We start from the raw sequence: 23,091 nt of genomic DNA on the forward strand, positions 1-23,091 counted from the left end.
AGACGCCCCGCTGATCGAGCCAGTCAAGATCCGGGGTTTACGCTTTTAACCCCCTTGGCACCCCGGGCACCAGTACAGCTTGCGCCCGCCCAGCTCCGCCATGGCCACCGCGGTGCCGCAGTGCCGGCACGGCAGCCCGTTGCGCTTGTAGACGTAGTGGGCGTCGGCCACCGGCACGTCCTTGTTGATGGTCGACGCCGGGACGTCACCCTGCCCGTCTCCCCCACCCAGTGCGTGGCCCGCCCCGGCGCCACGTCCCGAGGGCCGGTCGGCCAGTTCTGTGGTGATGATACGGCCGTCGCTGACGCCGTCGGCCATCACCAGCGCAATGTCGTCCCACAGCTCCCCGGCCTCACCGGCACCCAGCGAGGTGCCTGGCAGCCGGGGGTCCAGGCCGCGCCGGAACAGGACCTCGGCCCGGTACACGTTTCCCACGCCGGCCAGCACCTCCTGCTTCATCAGCTGCAGGGCAATGGGGGTGGCACTCTGGCACAGGCGCCGCACGAACTCCGCACGGTCGCCGGGCCGGTTGAGCAGCGGGTCCGGCCCCAGCTTGGCGCGCACCGTGGCGGCACCGGCCACAGTCAGCACCTCGCAGGCTGCCGGGCCGCGGAGATCCGCCCAACCGTGGGCCGACACCAGCCGCGCCCGGACGGCGCCCTTGGGTTCCGGCGGCCCGCTGTAGGGCGTGCCGCCGTCGTCCGGGGCAAGCTCCTGCTCGCCAATCCGCCGCGGTGCGCCAATGCTGGACGCACCGGCAAACGTTGCATCGCCGCCAAAGTCCCAGGCGCCGTAGAGGCCCAGGTGGACGCGCATGACGAGCTCGTGCCGGAAGAACATGAACAACTGCTTGCCATGGGCCTCGGCCAGTTCCAACACCTGCCCGTCCACGCGCGCGGCGCCCGCGGTGAACTTCCCCTGCGGGCTGGAGACGGCCAGCAGGGCGCCGCCAAAGACGTCGTTGAACTGCCGGGCCAGCCGGTGGACAGAATGCCCCTCAGGCACGGGGGCCTCCGTGCTCCGGCGCCCCGCCCGGGACCGGTGTGCGGCGGTCAAACACCGGCTGCCGGTTCCCCGGCTTCAGCGGCCTGCCCACACCGGGCTCCCTTCAAATCAGGCGTAACAGTACGGGCAGGGTCAGGCGGAAACTTCGCCGGTGGCCTCGTACGCGGCGATTTTGCCGATGCGGCGCACGTGGCGTTCGGCGTTGCTGAACGGTTCGGCCAGGAACGCCTCGATCAGCCCGGTGGCCTCCTCAACGCTGTGCTGGCGCCCGCCCACGGCCACCACGTTGGCGTCGTTGTGTTCGCGGGCCAGCTTGGCGGTGTCCAGGTTCCAGACGAGTGCTGCGCGCACGCCCTTGACCTTGTTCGCGGCGATCTGCTCGCCGTTGCCGGAGCCGCCGAGCACAATCCCCAGCGCGTCCACGCCGGCCGCCTGGTCGGCCACGACCGCGAGCGCGGCGTTGATGCAGAACGAAGGGTAGTCGTCCTCGGGGTCGTAGGCTGCGGGGCCGTGGTCCACCATCTCGTAGCCCTTGGCGGCCAGTGCGGTGATGAGGTGGGAGCTGAGCTCCATGCCGGCGTGGTCGGTTGCGATGTGAACGCGCATGGGTGGTCCTTCAGGCTTGAGGGGTGCAGTTGCCTCCAGCCTACCGAAACCGCCGCCTCAGTGTTGACCGGGCCGCTTGCCCGCACGCCGGTTGAGGATCGCGGCAAGGTCGTCGGCCGTGTCCAGGTTGGGGGCGCCGAGGACCACCCTGCCCCTGACGTCCCGCAGGACGACGGCGGCCCCCGAGAACGCCAGGAAGCTTTCACTGCCGCTGTGCTTGCGCAGGCCCCAGCCGCCGTAGTCCCGCGCCTTGATGTCCAGTGACACGGCCGCTTCGACGTCGGTGCAGGCCATGGCGATGACCGGCACCACCCCGGCGAGCTTGACCACGAGCCGCTGCCTGTCCACATGGACGGTGGCGCTGAGCAGGGCCACGACCAGCCCGGCGGCCAGGGCCAGGGCCAGCAGGAGCCAGGGACTGACCACTGTCAGGACGCCCCCGGGCAGGATCCCGGCCAGCAGGATCATGATGACCACGGAGCTGCGCGGGTGGATGGCGTAGAACAGGCGGTCGTTGGCCACCGTGGGGTCCGCCTCGATTTCCAGCAGTTCCGCGAGCGCCTCGTCGTCGGCCCCGGTCCACTGTTCGTCGGGCTTGAACGTCAGGGCCAGGACCACCCCCATGGCGGCGGCGAGCCCGCAGCCCATCATGACCACGTAGCCGTCCAACCGCACGGGGGCCGCACCGCCCAGCCCGGACTGGCCCAGGAGCGCGGCGGAAAAAACGGTGGTGGAGGCCAGCTGCAGTGCCATGGCGGTGCCCAGCAGGATCCGGCGCAGGTTGCGCGGCAGCGTGGTCCGCGCACCGAAAAAGCCGATGCCTGCGCCCAGGCCCAGCGTCACGGCCACGGCCACGGCCAGGAATGCGGGCAGCGGCAGGGCACCGCCGCCGGTGGGCAGCACCGCCCCTGCGGGAAGCCTGCCGGCCACCAGCAGGCCGCCGCCCACCAGGCCCAGGCACAGCAGCACCGGGAAGATCATGGCGAAGCGCAGCGCCCGGGCGTCAATGTGCCGGTCGTTGCTGTTCTCCGATGCGGGGGCGTCCATGGTCCCTACTTTATTCACACGTTGGTCTTTACGTCGGTGGCGGGCCGGCCGGCCCGGCGGTTTCAGGCCCCCGCGCCGGCGGCGGTGCCGGACCGCGGGCCACGGCCCGCGGCGCCGGCCACGATGTCCTTGATTTCAGCCGTTTCAAATCCTGAGCGGACGGCCCAGAGGTAGGTCACGATGCCGACAAGAAGTTCGGTGACCATGCCCCAGGGGAACTGGAGCACCGGGGTGGCCAGGGGTCCGTACACGCCAAGGTAGCCAACCAGCAGGGAGGCCAGCAGCAGCCAGACCAGCCACCACGTGGCGTTGACGTGCTGGCGGCCCTCCGCATTGCTGAAGACCCACACGGCGGTGCAAAAGGCGACCACCAGGACGCAGAACACCACGTAGTAGGTGACGAAGGGCCAGGCGCCGGGACGGGCCCCGCCGCTCCCCGTCAGGACCCAGCCGCTGGCGGCTGCCGTCCAGATCCACAGGACAAAGAACACGACGCTGACGACGGTGCTGGCCACCGCGTGCATCCAGCCGGCCTTCCAGGCGTAGTAGGCCGTGAAGAAGGGCAGGCCGATGAAGGTGGCGGTGAAGACATTCGTCAGCGTCGCAAACCCGCTCCAGTACAGGATCAACACGGCAGCCAGGAAGGAGACCGGGGACCAAAACCTGAATCCCCGAAGCCGGAACGGCCGCTCCAGGGCACCGGCCGTTTTGCGCAGCACAGGCAGGCCCACGCCGCCCATGATGTAGGTCAGCACGGCGGCGCTGCTGATGAATCCGACCAGTTGGTACCAGCTCGGGGCCGGGACGAAGAACACGCAGCCCACCACGGCCGAGACCACCAGGGCCAGCCACGGTATGCCGTAGCGGTTGCTGGCGGTGAAGGTGCGCGGCACGTTCCGGTGCACGCCCAGTCCGTAGCCGGTGCGGGCCCCCGTGCCCAGGTACACCCACCCGGTGGCGAGGGGTGAGATCGCGGCGTCAATGAGCAAGAAGGTGCCCAGCGCCGCCAGGGCGGCAATGTTGGCGGAGTCCAGTGCGTGGAACAGCGGGCCGTCGGCCCAGCCGCCGCTGACGAGCTTGTCCCACTGGCCGCCCTTCAGGCCCATGTCCTGCCAGTTGATGGCGCCAATGAAGGCCACCTGCAACAAGGTGTAGATGACGGCCGGGATCACAATGGACCCGATGGTGGCCAGCGGCACGTCCCGTTGCGGGTTGCGCGATTCCCCGCCGTAGTCCAATGCCTGCCGGAAACCCAGGAGGGAGAAAATGATGCCGGTTGTGGCAATGGCATGGAAGATCGGCGGCACGCCCTGGGGTGCGAATCCGCCGTAGGAGGTGAAATTGCTGCCGTTGAGGATGAAGAACAGGAAGATGAACGTCAGGGTCGGCAGCGCGATCTTCCACAGGGTGACCCAGCGGTTGGATTCGGCCAGGAAACGGGCGCCAAAAAAATTCAGGATGAAAAAGAGGAGCATCAGGATGAAGCCGCTGACAATCCCCGTGGGCCAGCTCAGCAGCTTCACACCGCCGACGGTGGTCAAAAAGTGCGTTTCGGGAAAGCGCCCGCCCAGATACGTCAGGGTGGCCTCGGCCTCGATGGGCGGGATGGACACCACCGAGAGCCAGTAGGCCCAGCCGATGATCCACCCGGAAAAGGCGCCATGGCTGAGGAAGGTGTAACGGACAATGGCCCCGGACCTCGGCAGCATGGCCCCCAGCTCCAGGTACGTCAGGGCGATCAGGAAGACCAGGACTGAGGCGATGATCCAGGACAGGATGGCCGCGGGGCCCGCCACCCCGGCCGCCGCCAGCACGCCGAACAGCCAGCCGGATCCGATTTGGGCGCTCACGCCCAGCAACAGCAACTGTGTCAGGGACAGGCTCCGCTTGAGGCCGCCGTCCGCCGATTCGAATGTTCCACGCTCTTCTTCATGCGCGATGGCCATGGTCAACACTTCCTTGTGTCTGACGTGAATCGATTATTTTCAGCGTACCGCCGCGGCACCGTCCCGGAGCAGGCCGGGGCGGGGGCAATTTTGAGGGGCTGGGGCGTGCCGCCGCTCACACCCGGCGGACTTAAGTGAAAGACTGGGCTGAACCCGCCGGGGCATTGAGCCGGCCGGCCCCGCCGCATGACCCGGACGCCCCCGCTGGAGACCAGCGGCGGGCGTGCACCACCGTCCACCCGACACCGAACGAAAGGCATTACCTTGCCTGGCTTGAACCTGACCCGCGCCGAAGCGATCGAGCGCACCGCAACACTGACGGTCAAGGACTATGACGTCACCCTTGACCTGACACAGTCCGCCACCACCTTTCCGTCCACCACCACGGTGAGGTTCAGCGCGAAGGAGGGTTCGTCGTCGTTCATTGACGCGGTGACTGAGACGGTGCACAAGGTGACCCTGAACGGCGTCGACCTGGACCCGGCGGAAGTGTCCGACGGCGTGCGCATCCAGCTGCCCCGCCTCGCTGCGGAGAACGTGCTCACCGTCGAGGCGGACGCGCTGTTCATGAACACCGGCGAAGGGCTGCACCGCTTTGTGGACCCGGTGGACAACGAGGTGTACCTGTACACGCAGTTCGAGGTCCCGGACAGCCGGCGCATGTTTGCCGTGTTTGAACAGCCCGACCAGAAGGCGCAGTTCACCTTCCACATCACCGCCCCGGCCCACTGGGACGTCATCTCCAACTCCCCCACCCCGGTGCCGGAATCCGCGGGCGAGGGCAAGGCCGTGTGGCACTTTGCGCCCACGCTGAAGATGTCCAGCTACATCACGGCGCTGATCGCCGGCCCGTACAAATCCGTGCGCAGCGAGCTGACCAGCTCCGACGGCCGCGTGATCCCGCTGGGCGTGTTTGCGCGGAAGTCCCTCATGGAGTTCCTTGACGCGGACGCCGTGTTTGAACTAACCCGCCAGGGCTTTGAGTTCTTTGAAAAGCAGTTCGGCACCCCGTACCCGTTCCCCAAGTACGACCAGCTGTTCGTCCCCGAATTCAACGCCGGCGCCATGGAAAACGCCGGCGCCGTGACGTTCCTGGAAAGCTACGTGTTCCGCTCCAAGGTCACCGACGCCATGGTGGAGCGCCGCGCCATCACCATCCTGCACGAGCTCGCGCACATGTGGTTCGGCGACCTCGTGACCATGCGCTGGTGGAACGACCTGTGGCTCAACGAGTCCTTTGCCGAGTTCATGTCCACCCTGGCCGCGGCGGAAAACACCCGGTACGTGGATTCCTGGACCACGTTCTCCTCGCTGGAAAAGAGCTGGGCCTACCGCCAGGACCAGCTGCCGTCCACGCACCCCATCAAGGCCGAGATCAAGGACCTTGAGGACGTGCTGGTCAACTTTGACGGCATCACCTACGCCAAGGGCGCGTCGGTGCTGCGCCAGCTCGTGGCCTGGGTGGGCCAGGAGCAGTTCATGGCCGGCGTGCGCGCCTACTTCGGCAAGCACGCCTGGTCCAACACGGAGCTGCCGGACCTCATGGTTGAACTGGAGGCCGCCAGCGGCCGCGACCTCTCGGCCTGGACGGAAAAATGGCTGGAAACGGCCGGCGTGAACACCTTCAAGCCGGCCATTGAGGTGGACGACGACGGCGCCATCACCTCGTTCGCGATCCTCCAGTCCGCCGTGGCCGGGCACCCCGTGCTGCGCCCCCACCGCGCGGCCGTGGGCTTTTACAACCTGGCCACCGCCGGGGAGGACGCCGGCAAGCTGGTGCGCACGCAGCGCGTGGAGCTGGATGTGGACGGCGCGTCCACCGCCGTTCCGCAGGTGGTGGGGCTGCAGCGCCCCGACCTGGTGCTGCTCAACGACGACGACCTCGCCTACGCCAAGATCCGCCTCGACGACGTTTCGCTGGCCACGGCCAAGGCGCACCTAAAGGACTTCAAGGCCTCGCTGCCGCGCACCCTGGTCTCCGCCTCCGCCTGGGATGCCGCCCGCGACGGCGAAACCCCCGCCCGCGAGTATGTCCAGCTGGTGCTGGCCAACATCGGCCACGAGACCGACTCCACCGTCATCACGGTGCTGCTGCGCCAGCTGGCCACCGCCCTGCACTTTTACGTGGCTCCGGACCACCAGCGGGAAACGGCCCTTGATGCCGCCGACGCGCTGTGGGAGCTGGCCCGCGGCGCCGCGGCCGGTTCCGACGCCCAGCTGCAGTTCGTGAAGGCGTTCGCGCTGCACGCACAAAGCGACGTGCAGCTGGACAACGTGCAGGAACTGCTTAAGGGGACCGAAACGCTGGACGGGCTGGCGATTGACACGGACCTGCGCTGGGAGCTGCTGACGTCCCTGGTGGCCGGCGCGCGGGCCGCGCAGGGCAACATCGATGCCGAGCTGGAACGCGACAACACCCAAAACGGCCAGCTAGCTGCGGCCACGGCCCATGCGGCCATACCGACGCCGGAAGGCAAGGCCGGGACGTGGGAGGCCGTCGTCGTGCGTGGGGAAGGGGCCAACGCCGTGCAGCGCGCGGCCGTCACGGGCTTCGGGCGCGTGTGGGACACCGCACTGCTGGAGCCGTACGTGGCGAAGTACTTTGCCGCGATCCGGGGCGTGTGGGCGGAGAAGTCGTATGAGACCGCCTCGACGATCATCACGGGGCTGTATCCCTCGCAGCTCGTGGCACAGTCCACGGTGGACGCCACGGACGCCTTCCTGGCCGAACTGGGCTCCGAGGCACCGGCCCTGCGGCGCCTTGTGGTGGAAAGCCGCGACGGCGTGGTGCGGGCGCTGAAGGCGCAGGCCGCGGACCAGTAGCCCGTCGTCGTCCTTGCGGCGCCGGCAGGGTGCCCGGCGCCGCAAAGACAAGTACCCGCCACTCTATGCCCCGGCGCGCTGTGGGGATAGCGTCGGGTCATGAGAGCTCACCCACTGAAGAGAATGGCCGCGCGCACAGCCGCAGCGGCAATGGTTGCCGGCGGACTCATCCTGGGGTTCGCCGGCATTCCTGCGTTGGCGGCAACGCCGCCCGGCGGCACGTACACGGTGCTCGGCGATTCCTACTCGGCCGGCTCGGGCGGCGGCATGGAAGCCGGTCCCTGCCTGCAAAGCCCCAACGGCTATGGCAGCGACTTTGCCGCCGCCAACGGCCTGTCCATGACAAACCTGGCCTGCTACGGCGCCACGATCAGCCAGGTGTCCGCCCTGCAGGTGCCGCTGGTCCCGCCGACCACCCGGCTGGTCACGCTGACCGTCGGTGCCAATGACGTGGGGGCCGGCCAGGTCGCCGCGGCCTGCCTGCTCGGAACCCCCGAGACATGCCAGGGGGCCATCGCCGGGGCGCAGGCCAAACTCGCCCTGCTGCCGGGGCAGGTGTCGGCACTGACGCAGACCATCCGTGCGCAGGTGCCGCAGGCCCAGGTGCTTTTCATGGGCTATCCGCACCTGCTGGAGCCGGCCAACATGGCTGCACTGGGCTACCCGCCTGCGGAGGTTGCCGCTGCGGTTGCCGTCAATGCGGCCGTGGACCAGCTCAACGCCGTGCTGGCACAGTCGGTCCAGCGCAGCGGGGCAGGCTTCGTGCCGGTGGCCGGGCTTTTTGACGGCCACGGCTTCCCCAGCCCGGACAGCTGGCTGGTTTCGCCGTTTGTGTCGCTGCCCCTGGCGTTCCACCCCACCGCGGAAGGCTACGCATCCGGCTACGCAGCAGCGCTGCAGGGCGTGCAACTGAGCCCGCCGCTCTATGCTGAGGTATGGCGCTAAACGAGCATCACTACGCAATCAATGTTTTTTGGACGGGCAACCGGGGAGCCGGGACGTCCGGCTACAGGAGCTACGGCCGTGACCACAGTGTCACGGCCGTAGGCCTGCCCACCCTTCTCGGCTCCGCGGACAGGACCTTCCACGGTGACCGGGAACGATGGAACCCGGAGCTGCTGCTGGTCACCGCCCTGTCCCAGTGCCACATGCTCTCCTACCTGCACGTGGCCGTCCTGAACGGGGTGGTCATCACCAAGTACGAGGACACCGCCACCGGCACCATGGTGCTGAACCCGGACGGCAGCGGCCAGTTCTCCTCCGTGACGCTGCATCCGAGGATTGCCGTGGCCGACCCGGCCACGGCGGAACTGGCGCTTTCCCTGCATGCCGAGGCAAACCGGAAGTGCTTCATTGCCCGCAGCGTGAACTTCCCCGTCCACCACGACCCCGCCCTGGCCGCACCCACGCAGGACTGACCCTGCGGGGAGGAAACTGCCAGCCTTCGGCGCTAGGCTGGAAGCGAGCCCGATTCCCACCCCCGAAGATGCCAGGTGATTACCCCTTGCCCCTGAACACCCTTGAAGCTGCCGGCAACTCCTTCCTGGAAAACCTGATCCACGCAGGCATCGCCGTTGCCATAGCACTGGTCGCGTGGCTGGTGCTGCACTACTTGATCAAGTCCGTCGTCACTCACGTCAGGAAGGGCACGCTCCACCAACGCAGCTTCGGCTGGGTGAAGCCCGTCTTCCGCAACCTGGACCCCGTGCTCCGCGCCCTGGACAACGAACGGCGCATCCAGCGTGCCAGCACCATCGGCACGCTGCTGAACTCGCTCCTGACGGTCATTGTGGTGGTCATTGCCGTGTTCTACGTGCTGCTGGCCTTCCATGTGGACATCGGGCCGCTGCTGGCCAGCGTCGGCGTGGTGGGCATCGCCATCGGCTTTGGCAGCCAGCAGCTGATCCGCGACTTCCTCGCCGGCATCTTCATCACCCTTGAGGACCAGTACGGGATCGGCGACGTCATCCAGACCAGCGAGGTCATCGGCGAAGTCCAGTACGTGGGCCTGCGCATCACCAGGGTGCTGGGCGAGGACGGCACGCTCTGGTACCTGCGCAACGGCGAAATCCTCCGGCTGGGCAACCGCACCAAGGGCAGCTACGTCCCGTCCGAGGACCCGGACACGGCGCAGGGCACGGCGCCCGCAGCTCCGGCCGCCACTTCGGGTGGTGCGGCTGCCGGCGCGCCGGGTGGCCCTCCGGCGGCCGCCGGTGCACCGGGTGGTCCAGCGGACACTCCGCCTGCCACTTCGCACGCCGCACCTGCGGCGGGCCCAGCCTCCGTGGACACGGACGCGCAGGCCGGCCAGCGCCCGCGGACGCCGGCATCGTCCGGACCTGCCACGCCCCGCACCACCGAGCCACACGAATCCGCAGAGTAGAGAGCAAGACACAGCCATGACCGCCGAACACAACCAGCTGTCCCCCTTCGCCGACGGCCCGCGGGCCAACGACGCCGCCGAGGGCGGTGCCGATTCAGCTGCCCGCCGTGCTGCGCCCACGTCCGGCGGAGCGGCCATGCCCGGAGTTCCGGCGAAGCCCGGAGTTGCCGCCGGCCCGAAGCTGGGAGCCGGGATCCCCGTGCCGTCGCGCTTTGGCGAGTCGTTGTCCACCCTCCTGCCCATTCCCACGGGAGTCGGCCGGCCGCTGCCCTCCGTCAACGCACCCAGCGCCTGGCCCGCCCCGACTACGGCAGCTGCACCCGGCGTATCACCGTCGGAAACAGCCGCGGCCGTGCCCCCGGCAGATGCGTCAGGCAACGAGGGGACGGCAGCAGCCACGGACCCGTACGCGGACGAATCCGCCTATGCCGACACGTTCTACGGCCAGATCGGCGGGCACGCCACCTTTGAAAAGATGATCCACGTCTTTTACCAGGGCATTGCCGCGGATCCGCTGCTGCGGGCCATGTACCACGAGGAGGACCTGGCACCGGCCGAGCGCCGCATGCTGATGTTCATGGAACAGTACTGGGGCGGCCCGCGCACGTACCTGGAGGAACGCGGCCACCCGCGCCTGCGCATGCGCCACGTGCCGTTCGCGGTCACGCCCGAGGCCCGCGACCGGTGGCTCGCGGCCATGCGCAAGGGCGTGGACGCCGTCGAGCTCTCCCCGCTGCACGAGGCCACGCTCTGGGACTATCTCGAACGGGCCGCGGCGTCGCTGGTCAATGCCGCGTCCAACCCGGACGACCGCGCGTAGCGCCACTGCTGGCTACGCCGGCCCGGAGGTCGTTGCGGCCGGCCCGGGCGGCCGAAAGTACAGCTGTGGCGACCTGGCGGACCTTATTGGCAGAATGCCGGCGCCGGCCCGATCGGCGGTGCAGCAAAAGCGACCCAGCCACCCGCCAGCCCGCCTGAGCTGCACCGCCGAATCCGCACCCACGCGACAACCCGCCTGAGGTGCACCGCCGAAGGCTACAGGACCGCCTTCGGCCGGACCAGGATGTGGCCGCGGCTGGTGCTCAGGCGCAGCCAGCGGTTGGACCGGAACACGGCACCGGTCTCCCCCGGCGCCACGAAGCCCAGGGCGTAGGCGGCAAACGCGGCACCGCCGGGCAATTCGCCGTCGAACCCGGCAATGGGGCGGCCCCACACGGCGGCACGTGCGTTGTTCACAATGAGCGCACCGGGATTGACGGGAATGATCTGCCCGATCTCCTGCACCCCGTCCTTCGCCACCTTGATCAGCGTCTCCGCGTCAACGGCGGCCACCTCCTCCCACGCGCCGCGCGGTGCACTGACCGCCGCCCACGACTCGTTGACGGCCATGGGAGGCACGGGCAGGGCGGTCTCGTCGGCGTCCATGCGCGCCAGGCGGTCGGCTACCGAGGCCAGGCTCACCGTGACGTCCAGGCTCGACGGCGTGTCCAGCGCCATGGTGCGCAGCCCCAGGATCGTCGGGGTGCCCTCGCCCAGCAGCTTGGCACGCATGACGCACACGTACGCCGCGAGGACGGAACCGGCCCCCTGAAGGCGGATGGCGCCGTCGTCCGCGGTGCGGGCACGGGTCACGAAGGTGCGCAGGTCCGCGACCGTGCCGCCGTCGGCCAGGAGGAATTGGTCAACATGGGTTGCGGTGGGCATTTAGCGCGCTCCTTGGGTGGCAGGTGTTGCGGGAAGTTCGACGCCGGCGGGAAGCTCCGCGGGCCGGCGCCGGAAGTGCACGGGGCCGCCCCGCCACGTTTCGAGGGCGGCGCGCTGGGCCCCGGTCAGGCGCACGGGACGGCCGGTGGCGCGCGAGACCAGCACCATGGAGGTGGCGGCCTGGGCGAAGACGACGGAGGTGTCGGCGTCGGTGATGGTGTAACCGAAGTCGAAGCTGGAGCCGCCGACGTTCGTGACCCAGATGTTGACTAACACGGGGTCGGTGCGGAAGGCGATGGGCGCCAGGTATTCGATCTCGTTGCGCCCCACGAGCGTGAACAGGTCATCGGTGATGAGGTCGTTGAAGCTTGCGGCCGAGCCCGGCGGCACGTCTTCGGCGAACGGGGTGCGGATCAGCCTCACCCGGGCGTCCTCGAGGTACTGAAGGTAGACAACATTGTTCACGTGGTTGTACGCGTCGATGTCGCCGAAGCGAACCTGCAGGGGGATTTGGATTGCCTGGGCCATATTCACATCATGTCAAAGCTGCCGGGCGCCACCAAGCGGAGGTGGCATGGATCACGGCGTCCGGGCAGCGTCCGGCGGGCTTTTACGCTGGCGCGGCCATTTGTGCGGGTACGCGGATGACGCATAGAGTCTCGGTATGAACGCCCTGCCGCCACGCGCCGCCCCCATGGACCAGCTGCTGCATATCCTAGACCTTTCCGACGCCGGCGGGGCGCGGACCGGCGAGGACATCTTCGTGGGCCCGGGCGTGCCCGACTCTGTCCGCCCGCGCCTTTTTGGCGGACAGGTGCTGGCACAGTCGCTCATTGCCGCGTCGCGGACCGTGGAGGGAAACCGGCTGGTGCACTCGATGCATGGATATTTCCTGCGCCCGGGCGATGCCGCGGATCCCATCACCTTCGGCGTTGAGCGGCTGCGCGACGGCCGCTCGTTTTCCGCCCGTCGCGCCCATGCCTACCAGGGCGGCAGGCCCATCCTGTCCATGATTGCCTCGTTCCAGCTGCCCGACGGCGGCCTCGAGCACCAGGAACCCATGCCCGCCGGGATCCCGGACCCCGAAACGCTGCCGACGGCGGCCGAGCTGTTGGGTGCGATCGACCACCCGGTCGCCCAGGCCTGGGCGTACGACCGCCCCTTCGACATCCGACATGTGGACCCCAACATCTACTTCCAGGCACCCGGCGGGCATGTGGCGCACCAGTCCGTCTGGATGAAGTCGATGGGTCCCATGCCGGAGGAGCAGAGCGTGCATCGCGCCGCACTGGCGTACGCGAGCGACTACACGCTGCTTGAACCGGTGCTGCGCCGGCACGGCCTCAGCTGGGCCACGCCCGGCATGAGCGTGGCCAGCCTGGACCACGCCATGTGGTGGCACCGTCCGCTCCGCGTGGACGACTGGCTGCTGTATGTGTCCGACTCCCCCAGCGCATCCGGCGCGCGCGGCCTGAGCCGCGGCCGCTTCTACAACCGCGAAGGCGAACTGGTGGCCTCGGTGGCGCAGGAGGGCATGCTCCGGCTGCCCGAGGGCACACCGGTGGCGGACTGAAAGTCATCCTGTCCGCGTGGCCAGGCCGTCGGTCGAGCCCGTCGAGACCCCGGCGGTCGAGCCCGTCGAGACCCCGTATCCCGAACCAACCGCTTAAATGACTGGTGGCCGGCCCCACAGGACCGGCCCCCACTCAATCAGTTTCGCATCAGTCGCGCGTCAGGCGGCGGTGCGTGACGCGGTGTGGACGTGCTGCGTCCACGCCGAGACGCACCACCTTGTCGGCCTCGTAGGAGTCGAAGTTGCCTTCGAACCAGTGCCAGTTGGCCGGATTTTCGTCGGTGCCTTCGTAGGCCAGGATGTGCGTGGCCACCCGGTCCAGGAACCAGCGGTCGTGGGAAACCACAACGGCGCAGCCGGGGAATTCCAGCAGCGCGTTTTCCAGGCTGCTGAGGGTTTCCACGTCGAGGTCGTTGGTGGGCTCATCGAGGAGGAGCAAGTTGCCGCCCTGCTTGAGCGTCAGTGCCAGATTCAGGCGGTTGCGCTCACCACCGGAGAGCACTCCGGCCTTCTTTTGCTGGTCCGGGCCCTTGAAGCCGAAAGCGGCAACGTAGGCGCGTGAGGGCATTTCCACGTTGCCGACCTGGATGTAGTCGAGGCCGTCGGAGACAACCTCCCACAGGGTCTTGTCCGGGTCGATGCCGCCGCGGCTCTGGTCGGCGTAGGAGATCTTGACGGTCTCGCCCACCTTGAGGGTGCCGCCGTCGAGCGGTTCCAGGCCCACGATGGTCTTGAACAGGGTGGACTTGCCAACGCCGTTCGGTCCGATGACGCCGACGATGCCGTTGCGCGGGAGGGTGAAGGAGAGCCCGTCGATGAGGATGCGGTCGCCGAAGCCCTTTTGCAGGTTTGTAGCTTCCAGCACCACGCTGCCCAGGCGCGGTCCCGGCGGGATCTGGATTTCCTCGAAGTCGAGCTTGCGCGTGCGGTCGGCCTCGGCGGCCATTTCCTCGTAGCGGGCCAGACGGGCCTTGGACTTGGTCTGGCGGCCCTTGGCGTTGGAGCGGACCCAGTCGAGTTCCTCGGCGAGGCGCTTGGCAAGTTTGGCGTCCTTCTTGCCTTGGACTTCCAGTCGGGCGCGCTTCTTCTCCAGGTAGGTGGAGTAGTTGCCCTCGTAGGGGTACAGGTGGCCGCGGTCCACTTCGGCGATCCATTCGGCCACGTGGTCCAGGAAGTACCTGTCGTGTGTGACGGCCAGGACGGCGCCCGCATAGCTCTTCAGGTGCTGCTCGAGCCACAGCACGGATTCGGCATCCAGGTGGTTCGTGGGTTCGTCGAGGAGCAGCAGGTCCGGCTTCTGCAGGAGCAGCTTGCACAGTGCCACTCGGCGGCGCTCACCTCCGGAGAGGACGGTGACGTCGGCGTCGCCCGGGGGGCACTGCAGAGCGTCCATGGCCTGCTCCAGCTGGGAGTCAATGTCCCAGGCGTCGGCGGCGTCGATTGCTTCCTGCAGCTTGCCCATTTCCTCAAGAAGGGAGTCGAAGTCCGCGTCCGGGCTGGCCATTTCCTCGGAGATCTCGTTGTAGCGCTGGATCTTGCCGTAGATTTCACCCACGCCTTCCTGGACGTTGCCCAGGACGGTCTTTTCCTCGTTGAGCGGGGGTTCCTGGAGCAGGATGCCCACGGAGTAGCCGGCGCTGAGGCGGGCCTCGCCGTTGGAGGGTGTGTCCAATCCGGCCATGATCTTCAGGATGGTGGACTTGCCGGCACCGTTGGGTCCCACGACGCCAATCTTGGCACCCGGGAAAAAGGACATGCTTACGTTGTCAAGAATGAGTTTGTCGCCAACGGCCTTGCGGGCGTTGGACATCGTGTAAATAAATTCCGCCATACCCAATAGGTTAGTGGGTGCAGGGGGTTAACTCACATTCAAGGCAGGGCTGAGGTCAGTGTTGGTCGCCAACAAAGCAGAGGCCGGTGGCGAGCACCGGCAGGACTGTGACGGCAGCCTTGCCGTCGCGCACCTGGCCAATGACACACTCCTTGGCCACCCGTGCTGCAGACTGGATGGCGTCCACGGCCAGGCCCGTGGGGGTCTTGTCGATGGAAACCTCCACGGTGTTCTTGACCGCACCCGCCGACAACATGGCCTGCATCATCTGGCCCCGATTTGGCGACTTTGTGGTGTTGCCCAGCGCGGTCAGGGAGGTCTTGACCCTTGCCGCCAAGGCCGCCGCGTCCGACGCCGGTTGCTTGGCTTTAGCTGATTCCTTAGGACCCGCTGTGCTGCTCGCCTTGGCTTCTTGGCTGGCTGCCTGCGAGGGGCTTTGCGCGGCGCTTGTACCGGCCGGGAGCGTTGAACACCCGGTGGCGGCCAGCGTGGCAGCAAGCGCCAGTGCCGCTGCCGTGGCACGCAGCCGGTTCCTGGCAGGAAGGAACGGCCGGCGGGGTGTCAGGTTCATCGCAGTCACCCCGCCATTGTGTCACGCGCCTTGACGGGTGGGCGCCATCGCAGGCGTGGCTCAGAACGGTGGGCCGCTCTTGACGAGTTCCCCGGTTTCCTTGTCCACATATGCCTCTTCGTCAGTATTGTCTCCCGCCCCTTCATACCGGCCGTTCTCATCCGGCACGGCGCTGCCGTCAGCATTTTGTGCGGCGGCTGCGGCCTCGTCATCATCCTCATCCACCTCACCGCCTTCAGCGTCCAGGTCGGGCGCGGTGGATGTCCGTCCATCCTCCGCAGTGTTGAAGCCCGCCTCGGAGGTGGCTCCGGAGTCGTCCGGGGACTGCTGACCATGCTGTGGCTGGGAGCCGGGGCGCTGGGTGGAATTGCGGTGGTAGGCGCAGCTTCCGAACTTCAGGTCGGCGCCGACGGAATCGGCGTCGATCTCGACTGACATGCCCTGGGTCCCGTCAAGCTTGGTGTACGTGTTGATCTTCAACTTGCCGGTCACGATGATACGGTCACCTTTTTTGATGCTGGCGGCGACGTTGCCGGCCAGGGTCCGGAAGGTGTTGACGCGGTACCAGTTGGTGGGACCGTCGCCCCATTCGTTCGTGGAGGGATCCAGGACCCTGTCATTGGAACCCATCCTGAACTTGCCAATGACCAGCCCGGAGTCCTTGGTATGCAGTTCGACGGGTGACGAGGCAAAGCCCCGGATCGTCAAGTAGTTCGACATGAGATTTCCTTTCGGTTATGCCTTGCTTGGGCGTTGTTCGCTTGGATCAAGCCAACTCCCCCGCCACGGGCTCCAAAAGGGGGCTTGGCTGATTTGTGGACAACTACAAGGCGGCGTGGGCCTGTGGAGGGAGAGATACGCCCGCAAACCTGATAATTTAGTGGGGGCCGCTTGTGGCGGCCACGCCTCGGTAGCTCAGCGGATAGAGCAGGAGCCTTCTAATCTCTTGGTCGTGGGTTCAATTCCCGCCCGGGGCACCAAATTGTGGCTCTGACCTGCGGTTATGTTCCGCAGGTCAGAGTCGTCTAAGGCCAAAAACGGCCCAACTCCCCCTTTACTCCCCCAATTCAGCAAAATTTTCTTCAGAAATCACTCCCCCTTTTCAGCACCTCAGTGGACGGTTTACCTCTCGGTCACGTCGCCTGGTGTCGGTCCCCGGATACGGTGGGGATGCTACGGAGCTCGGCATAGCGAGAGCACAGGGCGCTGGCTGCCGGACGTCGACGAGCACTCGTGTCATTCCGGCCCAGTAGGGCTCCAGCGATTTTCGACAACAGGAGTAGCTCACCAAACACGCGGCAGAATCGACCGGCCCAGCAAGAAAGGTTTCCGGCGCTAAACTCGATTGGTGATCACAGGTGAAATTAAGTCCCAGGTAGACAAGGTTTGGAACACGTTCTGGACCGGCGGCATCTCCAACCCCATCGAGATTATTGAACAGGTCACGTACCTGCTCTTCTTGAAACGGCTGGACGAGGCACAGACCCGAGCCGAGAAGCAGACGCTACGTACGGGGAAACAAGCCCACAACCTGCCGTTCCCGTTGGGCAATGACCATTTGGGCCGTCCGTGGAGTGATCTGCGCTGGAAAAATTTCCAGGACCTGTCCAAGGACCAGATGTTCAAACTGTTCACTGACCGCATGTTCACGTTCCTGCGCGAGGACCTGCACACGCAGTCCAACGGCGAGGCCTCCAGCTATGCCAAGCATCTTGAAGGCGCCCGCTTCACCATCCCCACAGCGAATGTACTCGGCACCGTGGTTGACGTCATTTCCGCCATGGACATGTCGGGCAAGGACACCAAAGGCGACCTCTACGAGTACATGCTCTCCAAGCTCTCCACGGCAGGCACCAATGGACAGTTCCGCACGCCTCGCCATATCATCGACCTGATGGTCCAGATGCAGGGGCCCCAGCCGCTCGAGGTAATCTGTGACCCTGCCTCCGGCACGTGCGGCTTCCTTGTCCAGGCTTCCGAGTACCTGCGCGAGAACAACGAAACGCTGCTGACCAACTCGGAAACGGCAAAGTTCTACCACAACGAACAGTTTCACGCCTTCGACTTCGACAACACCATGCTCCGCATTGGCGCCATGAACCTGCTCCAGCACGGCGTAGAGAATCCCGAGGTCACCTATCGGGATTCCCTGGCCAACCTCCACGAAACAGAGGAAGAGAAATACGATCTCATCCTCGCCAATCCCCCGTTCGCTGGCAGCCTGGATTACGACAACGTCGCCAAGGACCTTCTCAGCATCGTCAAGACCAAGAAGACGGAGCTGCTGTTCCTGGCCCTGTTCCTGCGCCTGCTCAAGCCCGGCGGCCGCGCGGCAGTGATCGTCCCGGACGGCGTGCTGTTCGGCTCCACCAAGGCCCACAAGGAACTGCGCAAGCTGATCGTCGACGGCCATAGGCTCGACGCCGTGGTGAAACTCCCCTCCGGCGTCTTCAAGCCCTACGCAGGAGTCTCCACCGCAATCCTGTTCTTCACCAAGACCAACGCCGGCGGCACTGAAAACGTCTGGTTCTACGACGTCAAGAGCGACGGCTTCTCCCTCGACGACAAGCGCACGCCGCTCGGCACATCCGATCTTGAGGACGTTGCTACCCGCTGGACGGGACGTTCGACGACGGAACTTACCCGAGCCCGCACCGACCAGTCCTTCTGCGTCCCCCGCTCCGAGATCGAAGCGAACGACTACGATCTCTCCCTCAACCGCTACAAGGAAATCGAGTACGACGAGGTGGATCATAAGTCTCCCGAAGAAATCCTCGGCGCCCTCAATGAACTGGAGGCCTCCATCCTCAGCGGCATGGCTGAGTTGCGGGAGTTGTTGAAGTGACAATCGTTGATCACCCGCCGGTGGCCGAGCTTACCGGGTACCAACTCATTCAACTCGGTGAAGTAACCTCCCGCGCCGCGTCCGTCGATCCCAAAAAGAAGTTTCTTGATGCGTTCACCTACATCGACCTCTCATCTGTAGATCAGGCGCAAAAAAAGGTTTCCGACACAAAGAATCTGGAACCATCAGAGGCCCCGAGTCGAGCCCGCCAGGTGGTCCAGACTTCCGATGTCCTAGTTTCTACCGTCCGCCCGAATCTCAATGGCGTTGCGGTAGTCCCCAAGGTACTGGATGGGTCCATCGCTTCGACCGGCTTCACGGTCCTTCGTCCTGACGCCTCAAAGATCCTCCCTACTTACCTCTTTCAGTGGGTGAAGTCTCCGCGGTTTATTGACGACATGATTTCAAAGGCCACTGGTGCGAGCTACCCTGCTGTTTCCGACAAGATCGTCCGAGAATCGACAATTCCCCTCCCGCCCCTCCCCGAACAGCGCCGGATCGCGGCCATCCTGGACAAGGCCGACCACCTCCGCACCCAGCGCCGCGAAGCCCTCGCCCACCTCGACGCCCTGACACAGTCAATGTTCAACAGCATGTTCGGAAATTTGGATCCAGAGAAGACTGGGTGGCCGATACTTCCCATCGGCGAAGTTTGCGACGCCATCGTCGACTGTGTGAACCGGACAGCACCTCTGGCGGATGCTCCAACACCCTACAAAATGATTCGAACGTCAAACGTTCGGAATCGTTCCATAGATCTCACCAGCGTGAGATATGTCGACGAGCACACTTTCGTGACGTGGAATCGCCGTGCAGTGCCATCACACGGTGACGTTGTATTGACTCGGGAAGCTCCAATGGGAGAGGCCGGAATCATTCCGCCCGGCGAGCAAGTTTTCCTCGGTCAGCGCACCATGCTCTACCGCCCAGACCCCGATATCTCCACGGCAGAGTTTCTATTGCATTACCTCACTGGAGAACATATGCATCGCGAGTACCTACGGAATGGTTCTGGTACGACCGTCAAGCACCTCTCTGTTCCTTACTGCAGGACTCTAGACGTCGCAGTCCCGCCGCTGGAACTGCAGCAGAGCTTCGCAAGACGCGTGGCCGGCGTCGAACGTTTGAAGGAGCAGCACCGGACCCAGCTGGCCCAGTTGGACACCCTATTCGCGTCACTCCAACACCGCGCATTCAGCGGCCAACTTTAACTCTAGGAGCTCCACCAGTGATCGATTCCGTCAATGCTTGCGCCGTTTCACTTCTCCTTGGAGTGGACAACAAGATTGTCTACCACATCCCGCCGTACCAGCGCGAGTACAAGTGGAACAAGACCCACTGGGAGCAGTTGCTCGACGACGTCCTGGATTCGCCCAAGGGCTACTTCCTTGGCTCGATCATTTGCATCAATCAGCAGAAGGATGCCACGGATGTGGCAACCTTGGAGCTTATTGACGGCCAGCAGCGGATGACCACCCTGTCCATCTTGCTGACCGCGCTTTATGCGCTGCTCAATGAGCGTAAGGATGAGCTCGACGAAGAATCCACCTCCGAGCTGCTCAATCTCAAACGGAAACTTGTCCTCAGGTCACCCAAAGACTTCATTCGTCTCAGCCCGCAGAAACAGAACAACAACAACGCAGACTATGCTGCAGTCCTGGCTGCAGCCGGCATCATTTCCGATAGGGCAAAGCCCGCCAACCTCGGAAACCGCAAGATTATGAAAGCATTCAAGTATTTCAAGGAGCAACTGGCAATCCGCGCCAAATTGTCCGAACCAGATGCCATCGAGCGGCTCTTCACTTTCGTCGACTTGGTGTCCGATGCCGTTTTGGTCAAGATCGAAGTGAAAACGCACTCCGATGCATATGTCTTGTTTGAATCGCTGAACAATCGCGGCGCCCAGCTGACGCCAATCGACCTGATCAAGAACAAGCTGCTTGCGACCACTCACGGCAACGACAAGGAGGCAGTCGACGAGGTCTTTGCCGACTGGATGCGGATCATCGATCTGCTGGGAGACGATTACGTTCAGCAGGAACGGTTCTTCCGCCAGTACTACAACGCGTTCAAGCCATCGTTGGAGTCCGTGGTCAATGAAGCTGTGGCCACCAAGTCCAACTTGATCAAGATTTTTGAGAAGTTGATCGAGCACGGTCCCGAAATTCTCGTCAAGGACCTGACCGCGGCCGCCGAAATCTACAGCCAGATCGGCCAAGGTACCGGGACGGGATCGCAGGCATTTGATGAGGCTCTGGCCAGCGTTCGCAGGGCACAAGGGTCCACGTCGTACCTGCTCCTGATGTACCTCATGACGCATCGTCAGCGATTGGAACTGTCATTCAATGAACTCGTGGCAATCTGCCGGTTATTGGTTGCGTTCTTTGTCCGGCGCAATGTGACTGGACTGCCCGCGACGTACGAGTTGCAGCGCACGTTCATGGGCATCACTCGGGATCTGGACGGTGACTGGAACGGATCTGTCTTCGCACATCTGCAAACACGGCTGGTTGCTCTCTCAACTACAGATGACCATTTCCGGGACAAGCTTCGTGGCGACTTGTACGAGGATGCCCGCGACATGGCCAGGTTCATCCTCGCGTCCCTCGCAGAGTCGACCATGACCGACGAAACACGCGTGGACCTCTGGGCGATGGCAGACGGGACCCGGCGCGCCTGGTCCGTTGAACACATCTTCCCTCAAGGGGCAAACATCCCCAAGACATGGATCGAAGCCATGGGCGGGGACGCAGACCATGCCAAGCGGGTGCAAAATGAATTGGTCCATACTCTGGGAAACCTGAGCATCACCCGCTTCAACTCGACCCTGAGCAACAAATCTTTTGCTGAAAAACTCACGTCTACCGACAACGGTAACCGTTCTGTAGGACTGAAAAACGGACTGTCAATTAATGACGACGTTGTCTCCCAAGCGGAATGGACCGAGCAGCACATCCGTGACCGTCGCGAAAAGCTCGTTGAAAGGGCACTCACACACTTCAGCATGGACTAGCTACCAATTCGATTCATGCCCCTGCCGTCTCCAGGACGCGAAGACGCTTGCCCAGAGAGAATGTGAATATGAGTCAATCATTACTCCCCATCACAGATCTTGGCTCTTGGCTGCGCGGAGACGATGAGCCGCTGGGCGAGACAGACAAGCGTTGGTTCGTGGAGCCATCAACGAACCAACGCTGGCTGTACAAGCCGAACCGCCCCAAGCGTAGTCAAGACGAAGGCTCCTGCGAAGCCGCTACAAGCCGGATAGCGAATTTGCTAAGCATTCCGGCGGCCCGCGTTGAGTTGGCGCAGTATGCCGGCACAACTGGTTGCATTTCTCGAAATGTGATCCTCGACCCAATCCATGAGATGGAAGAAGCGGCCTCCTATCTTGTTGAGTTCACAAAGGACTTTGATCCAAGAGACAAGCAGTCACGCGGACACAGCCTCGCCACGATCCGCGCGCTACTTGAGCAGATCCAGGGTCCCATTGGTTACGATTCGACGATGTCGGCCGCAGATTGGTTTTCCGGCTATCTGTTATTCGATGCCCTCATCGGGAACACAGACCGGCACAGTCAGAACTGGGCCGTCGAAACTACTCAGACCGGCGAAATGCACCTCGCGCCATCATTTGACCACGCAACGAGCCTTGGCATCAGCAATCGCGGCGACAAACGGGATCGACTACTTGAGTCACCAAACCTGATCCCTGACTTTGCAACCCAGGCTACCGCGCATAGGTTTGAATCTGGCAAGACCGTCAGTTTGGTGGACTTTGCCTGCAGTTTTCTGGCCGAATGCTCACCCCGGGCCCAAGCACATTGGCGCAACCGGATCAATGACTTTCCAGCAGCCGAAGCCATAGAAGCGCTTGCCTCCTCTAGAATGTCACTACCTGCAACTAGTCTTGCAACCAATATCATTCAGTCCAACTTGGAAAGGCTTCGTCAATGTCTCAGCTACTGATGCATGAGCCACGCTGGACACAGCAGACAGATGACCGCGGATTGCTGGTCACTTGGCAGAACCCGAGCACTCGTCGCTACATCCTTTTGGGACGCCTCGGCATGAACGAGTCCGGTTCCTACGAGTTCAAGTATTTTGCCTCCGTCGAGGACAACAAGGATTTCCGCCCCATTCCAGGCTTCCGTGATCCAAAATCCAGCTACACATCCACAGTGATGTTCCCATTTTTCTCGGGAAGGCTGATGGGTTCCAAGCGTCCAGATCGTCCAGAGTGGCTAAGCAATATGGGGCTAAATACTGACGCTGTACCATTCGAAATTCTTGGCCGCTCATTTGGGCACCGCGTTGCAGACACCTATGAATTATTCCGGGAACCGGATCTTGACCTGTCTGCGAAAACTGTGTCCTTCGTTGTTCCCGTACATGGTCTACGGCACCAGGATGCGGCTGTTCTGAATTCTGTGAATGCCGGCGAGCTCGCTGGGGGGTCCCCACTGAACGTAGTTCCGGAGAAGGAGAACCAGTTCGATCCCCGTGCGCGTCAACTTCTGACCACTACTGATCAGCGTCTGGGCTACGTCCCTGCACCAGTCTTAGATTACTTGGCGCTGCTGGGATTTGAGTCCGCACCTGCGACGGCAGCTATTGAACATATCAATCCAGAACACGTTGGTCATCACTTGCGGGTCATCGTCAAAGTCACCTGGCACGTTTGAGATTCAAGCACCGCAGCAACAGTGAACTGACGCACCCACGCAAGCTGTCCGGCGTCTTGTTTCACAGCAAAA

At 64.4% G+C, this 23,091-nt stretch carries 20 protein-coding genes and 1 tRNA gene; 12 read left to right on the plus strand and 9 right to left on the minus strand.

Translation table 11 applies throughout. From position 1 onward, the window contains the following. Positions 1-45: 45 nt before the first annotated feature. The 4 genes from MMF96_RS07470 to MMF96_RS07485 form a co-directional block, all read right to left on the minus strand. The gene (locus MMF96_RS07470; RefSeq protein WP_256883088.1) at positions 46-1,005 is read right to left on the minus strand and encodes a DNA glycosylase; all 960 of its coding nucleotides are present in this window, start codon (positions 1,003-1,005) and stop codon (positions 46-48) included. 132 nt (positions 1,006-1,137) lie between these two features. After that, a complete protein-coding gene (locus MMF96_RS07475; RefSeq protein WP_176616400.1) occupies positions 1,138-1,611 on the minus strand; it encodes a ribose-5-phosphate isomerase in 474 nt (157 codons plus the stop codon). Between the two features lie 57 nt (positions 1,612-1,668). Beyond that, positions 1,669-2,658: a hypothetical protein gene (locus MMF96_RS07480; RefSeq protein ID WP_256883089.1), complete on the minus strand. Its 990-nt coding sequence runs from the start codon at positions 2,656-2,658 to the stop codon at positions 1,669-1,671. A gap of 62 nt (positions 2,659-2,720) precedes the next feature. Beyond that, the gene (locus MMF96_RS07485; protein WP_256883090.1) at positions 2,721-4,604 is read right to left on the minus strand and encodes an APC family permease; all 1,884 of its coding nucleotides are present in this window, start codon (positions 4,602-4,604) and stop codon (positions 2,721-2,723) included. Between the two features lie 264 nt (positions 4,605-4,868). Between MMF96_RS07485 and pepN the strand changes: the two genes are divergently transcribed. The 5 genes from pepN to MMF96_RS07510 all read left to right on the plus strand — a co-directional run bounded on the left by pepN (position 4,869) and on the right by MMF96_RS07510 (position 10,630). After that, positions 4,869-7,427 (plus strand): aminopeptidase N, encoded by a 2,559-nt coding sequence (pepN, locus tag MMF96_RS07490; RefSeq protein ID WP_256883091.1) that lies wholly within the window; start codon positions 4,869-4,871, stop codon positions 7,425-7,427. Between the two features lie 99 nt (positions 7,428-7,526). Then, positions 7,527-8,372 (plus strand): SGNH/GDSL hydrolase family protein, encoded by an 846-nt coding sequence (locus tag MMF96_RS07495; protein ID WP_256883092.1) that lies wholly within the window; start codon positions 7,527-7,529, stop codon positions 8,370-8,372. Continuing rightward, positions 8,363-8,845 (plus strand): OsmC family protein, encoded by a 483-nt coding sequence (locus tag MMF96_RS07500; protein WP_256883093.1) that lies wholly within the window; start codon positions 8,363-8,365, stop codon positions 8,843-8,845. The genes MMF96_RS07495 and MMF96_RS07500 overlap by 10 nt, the downstream gene beginning before the upstream one ends. A gap of 86 nt (positions 8,846-8,931) precedes the next feature. After that, positions 8,932-9,810, plus strand: coding sequence for a mechanosensitive ion channel family protein (locus MMF96_RS07505; RefSeq protein ID WP_375141410.1), 879 nt, complete (start codon positions 8,932-8,934; stop codon positions 9,808-9,810). A 352-nt stretch (positions 9,811-10,162) separates the two neighbouring features. Beyond that, a complete protein-coding gene (locus MMF96_RS07510) occupies positions 10,163-10,630 on the plus strand; it encodes a globin (protein ID WP_256883166.1) in 468 nt (155 codons plus the stop codon). A 215-nt stretch (positions 10,631-10,845) separates the two neighbouring features. Here MMF96_RS07510 and MMF96_RS07515 read toward each other — a convergent pair whose 3' ends face one another. Beyond that, a complete protein-coding gene (locus MMF96_RS07515) occupies positions 10,846-11,514 on the minus strand; it encodes a hypothetical protein (protein WP_256883094.1) in 669 nt (222 codons plus the stop codon). Beyond that, on the minus strand, positions 11,515-12,042 hold the full coding sequence (locus MMF96_RS07520) for a thioesterase family protein (protein WP_176616391.1): 528 nt from the start codon (positions 12,040-12,042) through the stop codon (positions 11,515-11,517). A gap of 136 nt (positions 12,043-12,178) precedes the next feature. Here MMF96_RS07520 and MMF96_RS07525 point away from each other — a divergent pair, with 136 nt between their 5' ends. Further along, a complete protein-coding gene (locus MMF96_RS07525) occupies positions 12,179-13,087 on the plus strand; it encodes an acyl-CoA thioesterase II (protein ID WP_176616390.1) in 909 nt (302 codons plus the stop codon). Between the two features lie 148 nt (positions 13,088-13,235). Here MMF96_RS07525 and ettA read toward each other — a convergent pair whose 3' ends face one another. Genes ettA through ssb form a run of 3 tightly spaced genes read right to left on the minus strand, consistent with a single transcriptional unit; the run spans position 13,236 to position 16,209 of the window. Next, positions 13,236-14,918, minus strand: a complete 1,683-nt coding sequence (ettA, locus tag MMF96_RS07530) for an energy-dependent translational throttle protein EttA (RefSeq protein WP_176616389.1) — start codon at positions 14,916-14,918, stop codon at positions 13,236-13,238. 55 nt (positions 14,919-14,973) lie between these two features. Further along, positions 14,974-15,489 carry a DUF6993 domain-containing protein gene (locus MMF96_RS07535; protein WP_256883167.1) on the minus strand — a complete coding sequence of 172 codons (516 nt, stop codon included), beginning with the start codon at positions 15,487-15,489 and terminating at the stop codon, positions 14,974-14,976. 60 nt (positions 15,490-15,549) lie between these two features. Continuing rightward, the gene (gene ssb / locus MMF96_RS07540; protein WP_256883095.1) at positions 15,550-16,209 is read right to left on the minus strand and encodes a single-stranded DNA-binding protein; all 660 of its coding nucleotides are present in this window, start codon (positions 16,207-16,209) and stop codon (positions 15,550-15,552) included. 184 nt (positions 16,210-16,393) lie between these two features. Here ssb and MMF96_RS07545 point away from each other — a divergent pair. The 6 genes from MMF96_RS07545 to MMF96_RS07570 all read left to right on the plus strand — a co-directional run bounded on the left by MMF96_RS07545 (position 16,394) and on the right by MMF96_RS07570 (position 23,019). After that, positions 16,394-16,469, plus strand: a tRNA-Arg gene (locus MMF96_RS07545). Positions 16,470-16,837: 368 nt separating this feature from the next. Then, positions 16,838-18,334, plus strand: coding sequence for a class I SAM-dependent DNA methyltransferase (locus MMF96_RS07550; RefSeq protein ID WP_256883096.1), 1,497 nt, complete (start codon positions 16,838-16,840; stop codon positions 18,332-18,334). Continuing rightward, positions 18,331-19,545 carry a restriction endonuclease subunit S gene (locus tag MMF96_RS07555; protein WP_256883097.1) on the plus strand — a complete coding sequence of 405 codons (1,215 nt, stop codon included), beginning with the start codon at positions 18,331-18,333 and terminating at the stop codon, positions 19,543-19,545. The genes MMF96_RS07550 and MMF96_RS07555 overlap by 4 nt, the downstream gene beginning before the upstream one ends. 17 nt (positions 19,546-19,562) lie before the next feature. Further along, a complete protein-coding gene (locus tag MMF96_RS19785; RefSeq protein ID WP_256883098.1) occupies positions 19,563-21,347 on the plus strand; it encodes a DUF262 domain-containing protein in 1,785 nt (594 codons plus the stop codon). A gap of 68 nt (positions 21,348-21,415) precedes the next feature. After that, positions 21,416-22,303: a HipA domain-containing protein gene (locus MMF96_RS07565; RefSeq protein WP_256883099.1), complete on the plus strand. Its 888-nt coding sequence runs from the start codon at positions 21,416-21,418 to the stop codon at positions 22,301-22,303. After that, on the plus strand, positions 22,288-23,019 hold the full coding sequence (locus MMF96_RS07570) for a hypothetical protein (protein WP_256883100.1): 732 nt from the start codon (positions 22,288-22,290) through the stop codon (positions 23,017-23,019). The genes MMF96_RS07565 and MMF96_RS07570 overlap by 16 nt, the downstream gene beginning before the upstream one ends. The last annotated feature ends 72 nt before the right edge of the window (positions 23,020-23,091 follow it).

It is taken from the genome of Arthrobacter sp. STN4, assembly GCF_024539665.1.
Taxonomy (GTDB): domain Bacteria; phylum Actinomycetota; class Actinomycetes; order Actinomycetales; family Micrococcaceae; genus Specibacter.

Excerpts from the sequence above, each read along its gene's own strand:
- MMF96_RS07475 (WP_176616400.1), bottom strand. The coding sequence starts at position 1,611 with ATGCGCGTTCACATCGCAACCGACCACGCCGGCATGGAGCTCAGCTCC.
- MMF96_RS07480 (WP_256883089.1), bottom strand. The coding sequence starts at position 2,658 with ATGGACGCCCCCGCATCGGAGAACAGCAACGACCGGCACATTGACGCC.
- MMF96_RS07485 (WP_256883090.1), bottom strand. The coding sequence starts at position 4,604 with ATGGCCATCGCGCATGAAGAAGAGCGTGGAACATTCGAATCGGCGGAC.
- MMF96_RS07495 (WP_256883092.1), top strand. The coding sequence starts at position 7,527 with ATGAGAGCTCACCCACTGAAGAGAATGGCCGCGCGCACAGCCGCAGCG.
- MMF96_RS07500 (WP_256883093.1), top strand. The coding sequence starts at position 8,363 with ATGGCGCTAAACGAGCATCACTACGCAATCAATGTTTTTTGGACGGGC.
- MMF96_RS07515 (WP_256883094.1), bottom strand. The coding sequence starts at position 11,514 with ATGCCCACCGCAACCCATGTTGACCAATTCCTCCTGGCCGACGGCGGC.
- MMF96_RS07520 (WP_176616391.1), bottom strand. The coding sequence starts at position 12,042 with ATGGCCCAGGCAATCCAAATCCCCCTGCAGGTTCGCTTCGGCGACATC.
- MMF96_RS07525 (WP_176616390.1), top strand. The coding sequence starts at position 12,179 with ATGAACGCCCTGCCGCCACGCGCCGCCCCCATGGACCAGCTGCTGCAT.
- ettA (WP_176616389.1), bottom strand. The coding sequence starts at position 14,918 with ATGGCGGAATTTATTTACACGATGTCCAACGCCCGCAAGGCCGTTGGC.
- MMF96_RS07535 (WP_256883167.1), bottom strand. The coding sequence starts at position 15,489 with ATGAACCTGACACCCCGCCGGCCGTTCCTTCCTGCCAGGAACCGGCTG.
- ssb (WP_256883095.1), bottom strand. The coding sequence starts at position 16,209 with ATGTCGAACTACTTGACGATCCGGGGCTTTGCCTCGTCACCCGTCGAA.
- MMF96_RS07565 (WP_256883099.1), top strand. The coding sequence starts at position 21,416 with ATGAGTCAATCATTACTCCCCATCACAGATCTTGGCTCTTGGCTGCGC.
- MMF96_RS07570 (WP_256883100.1), top strand. The coding sequence starts at position 22,288 with ATGTCTCAGCTACTGATGCATGAGCCACGCTGGACACAGCAGACAGAT.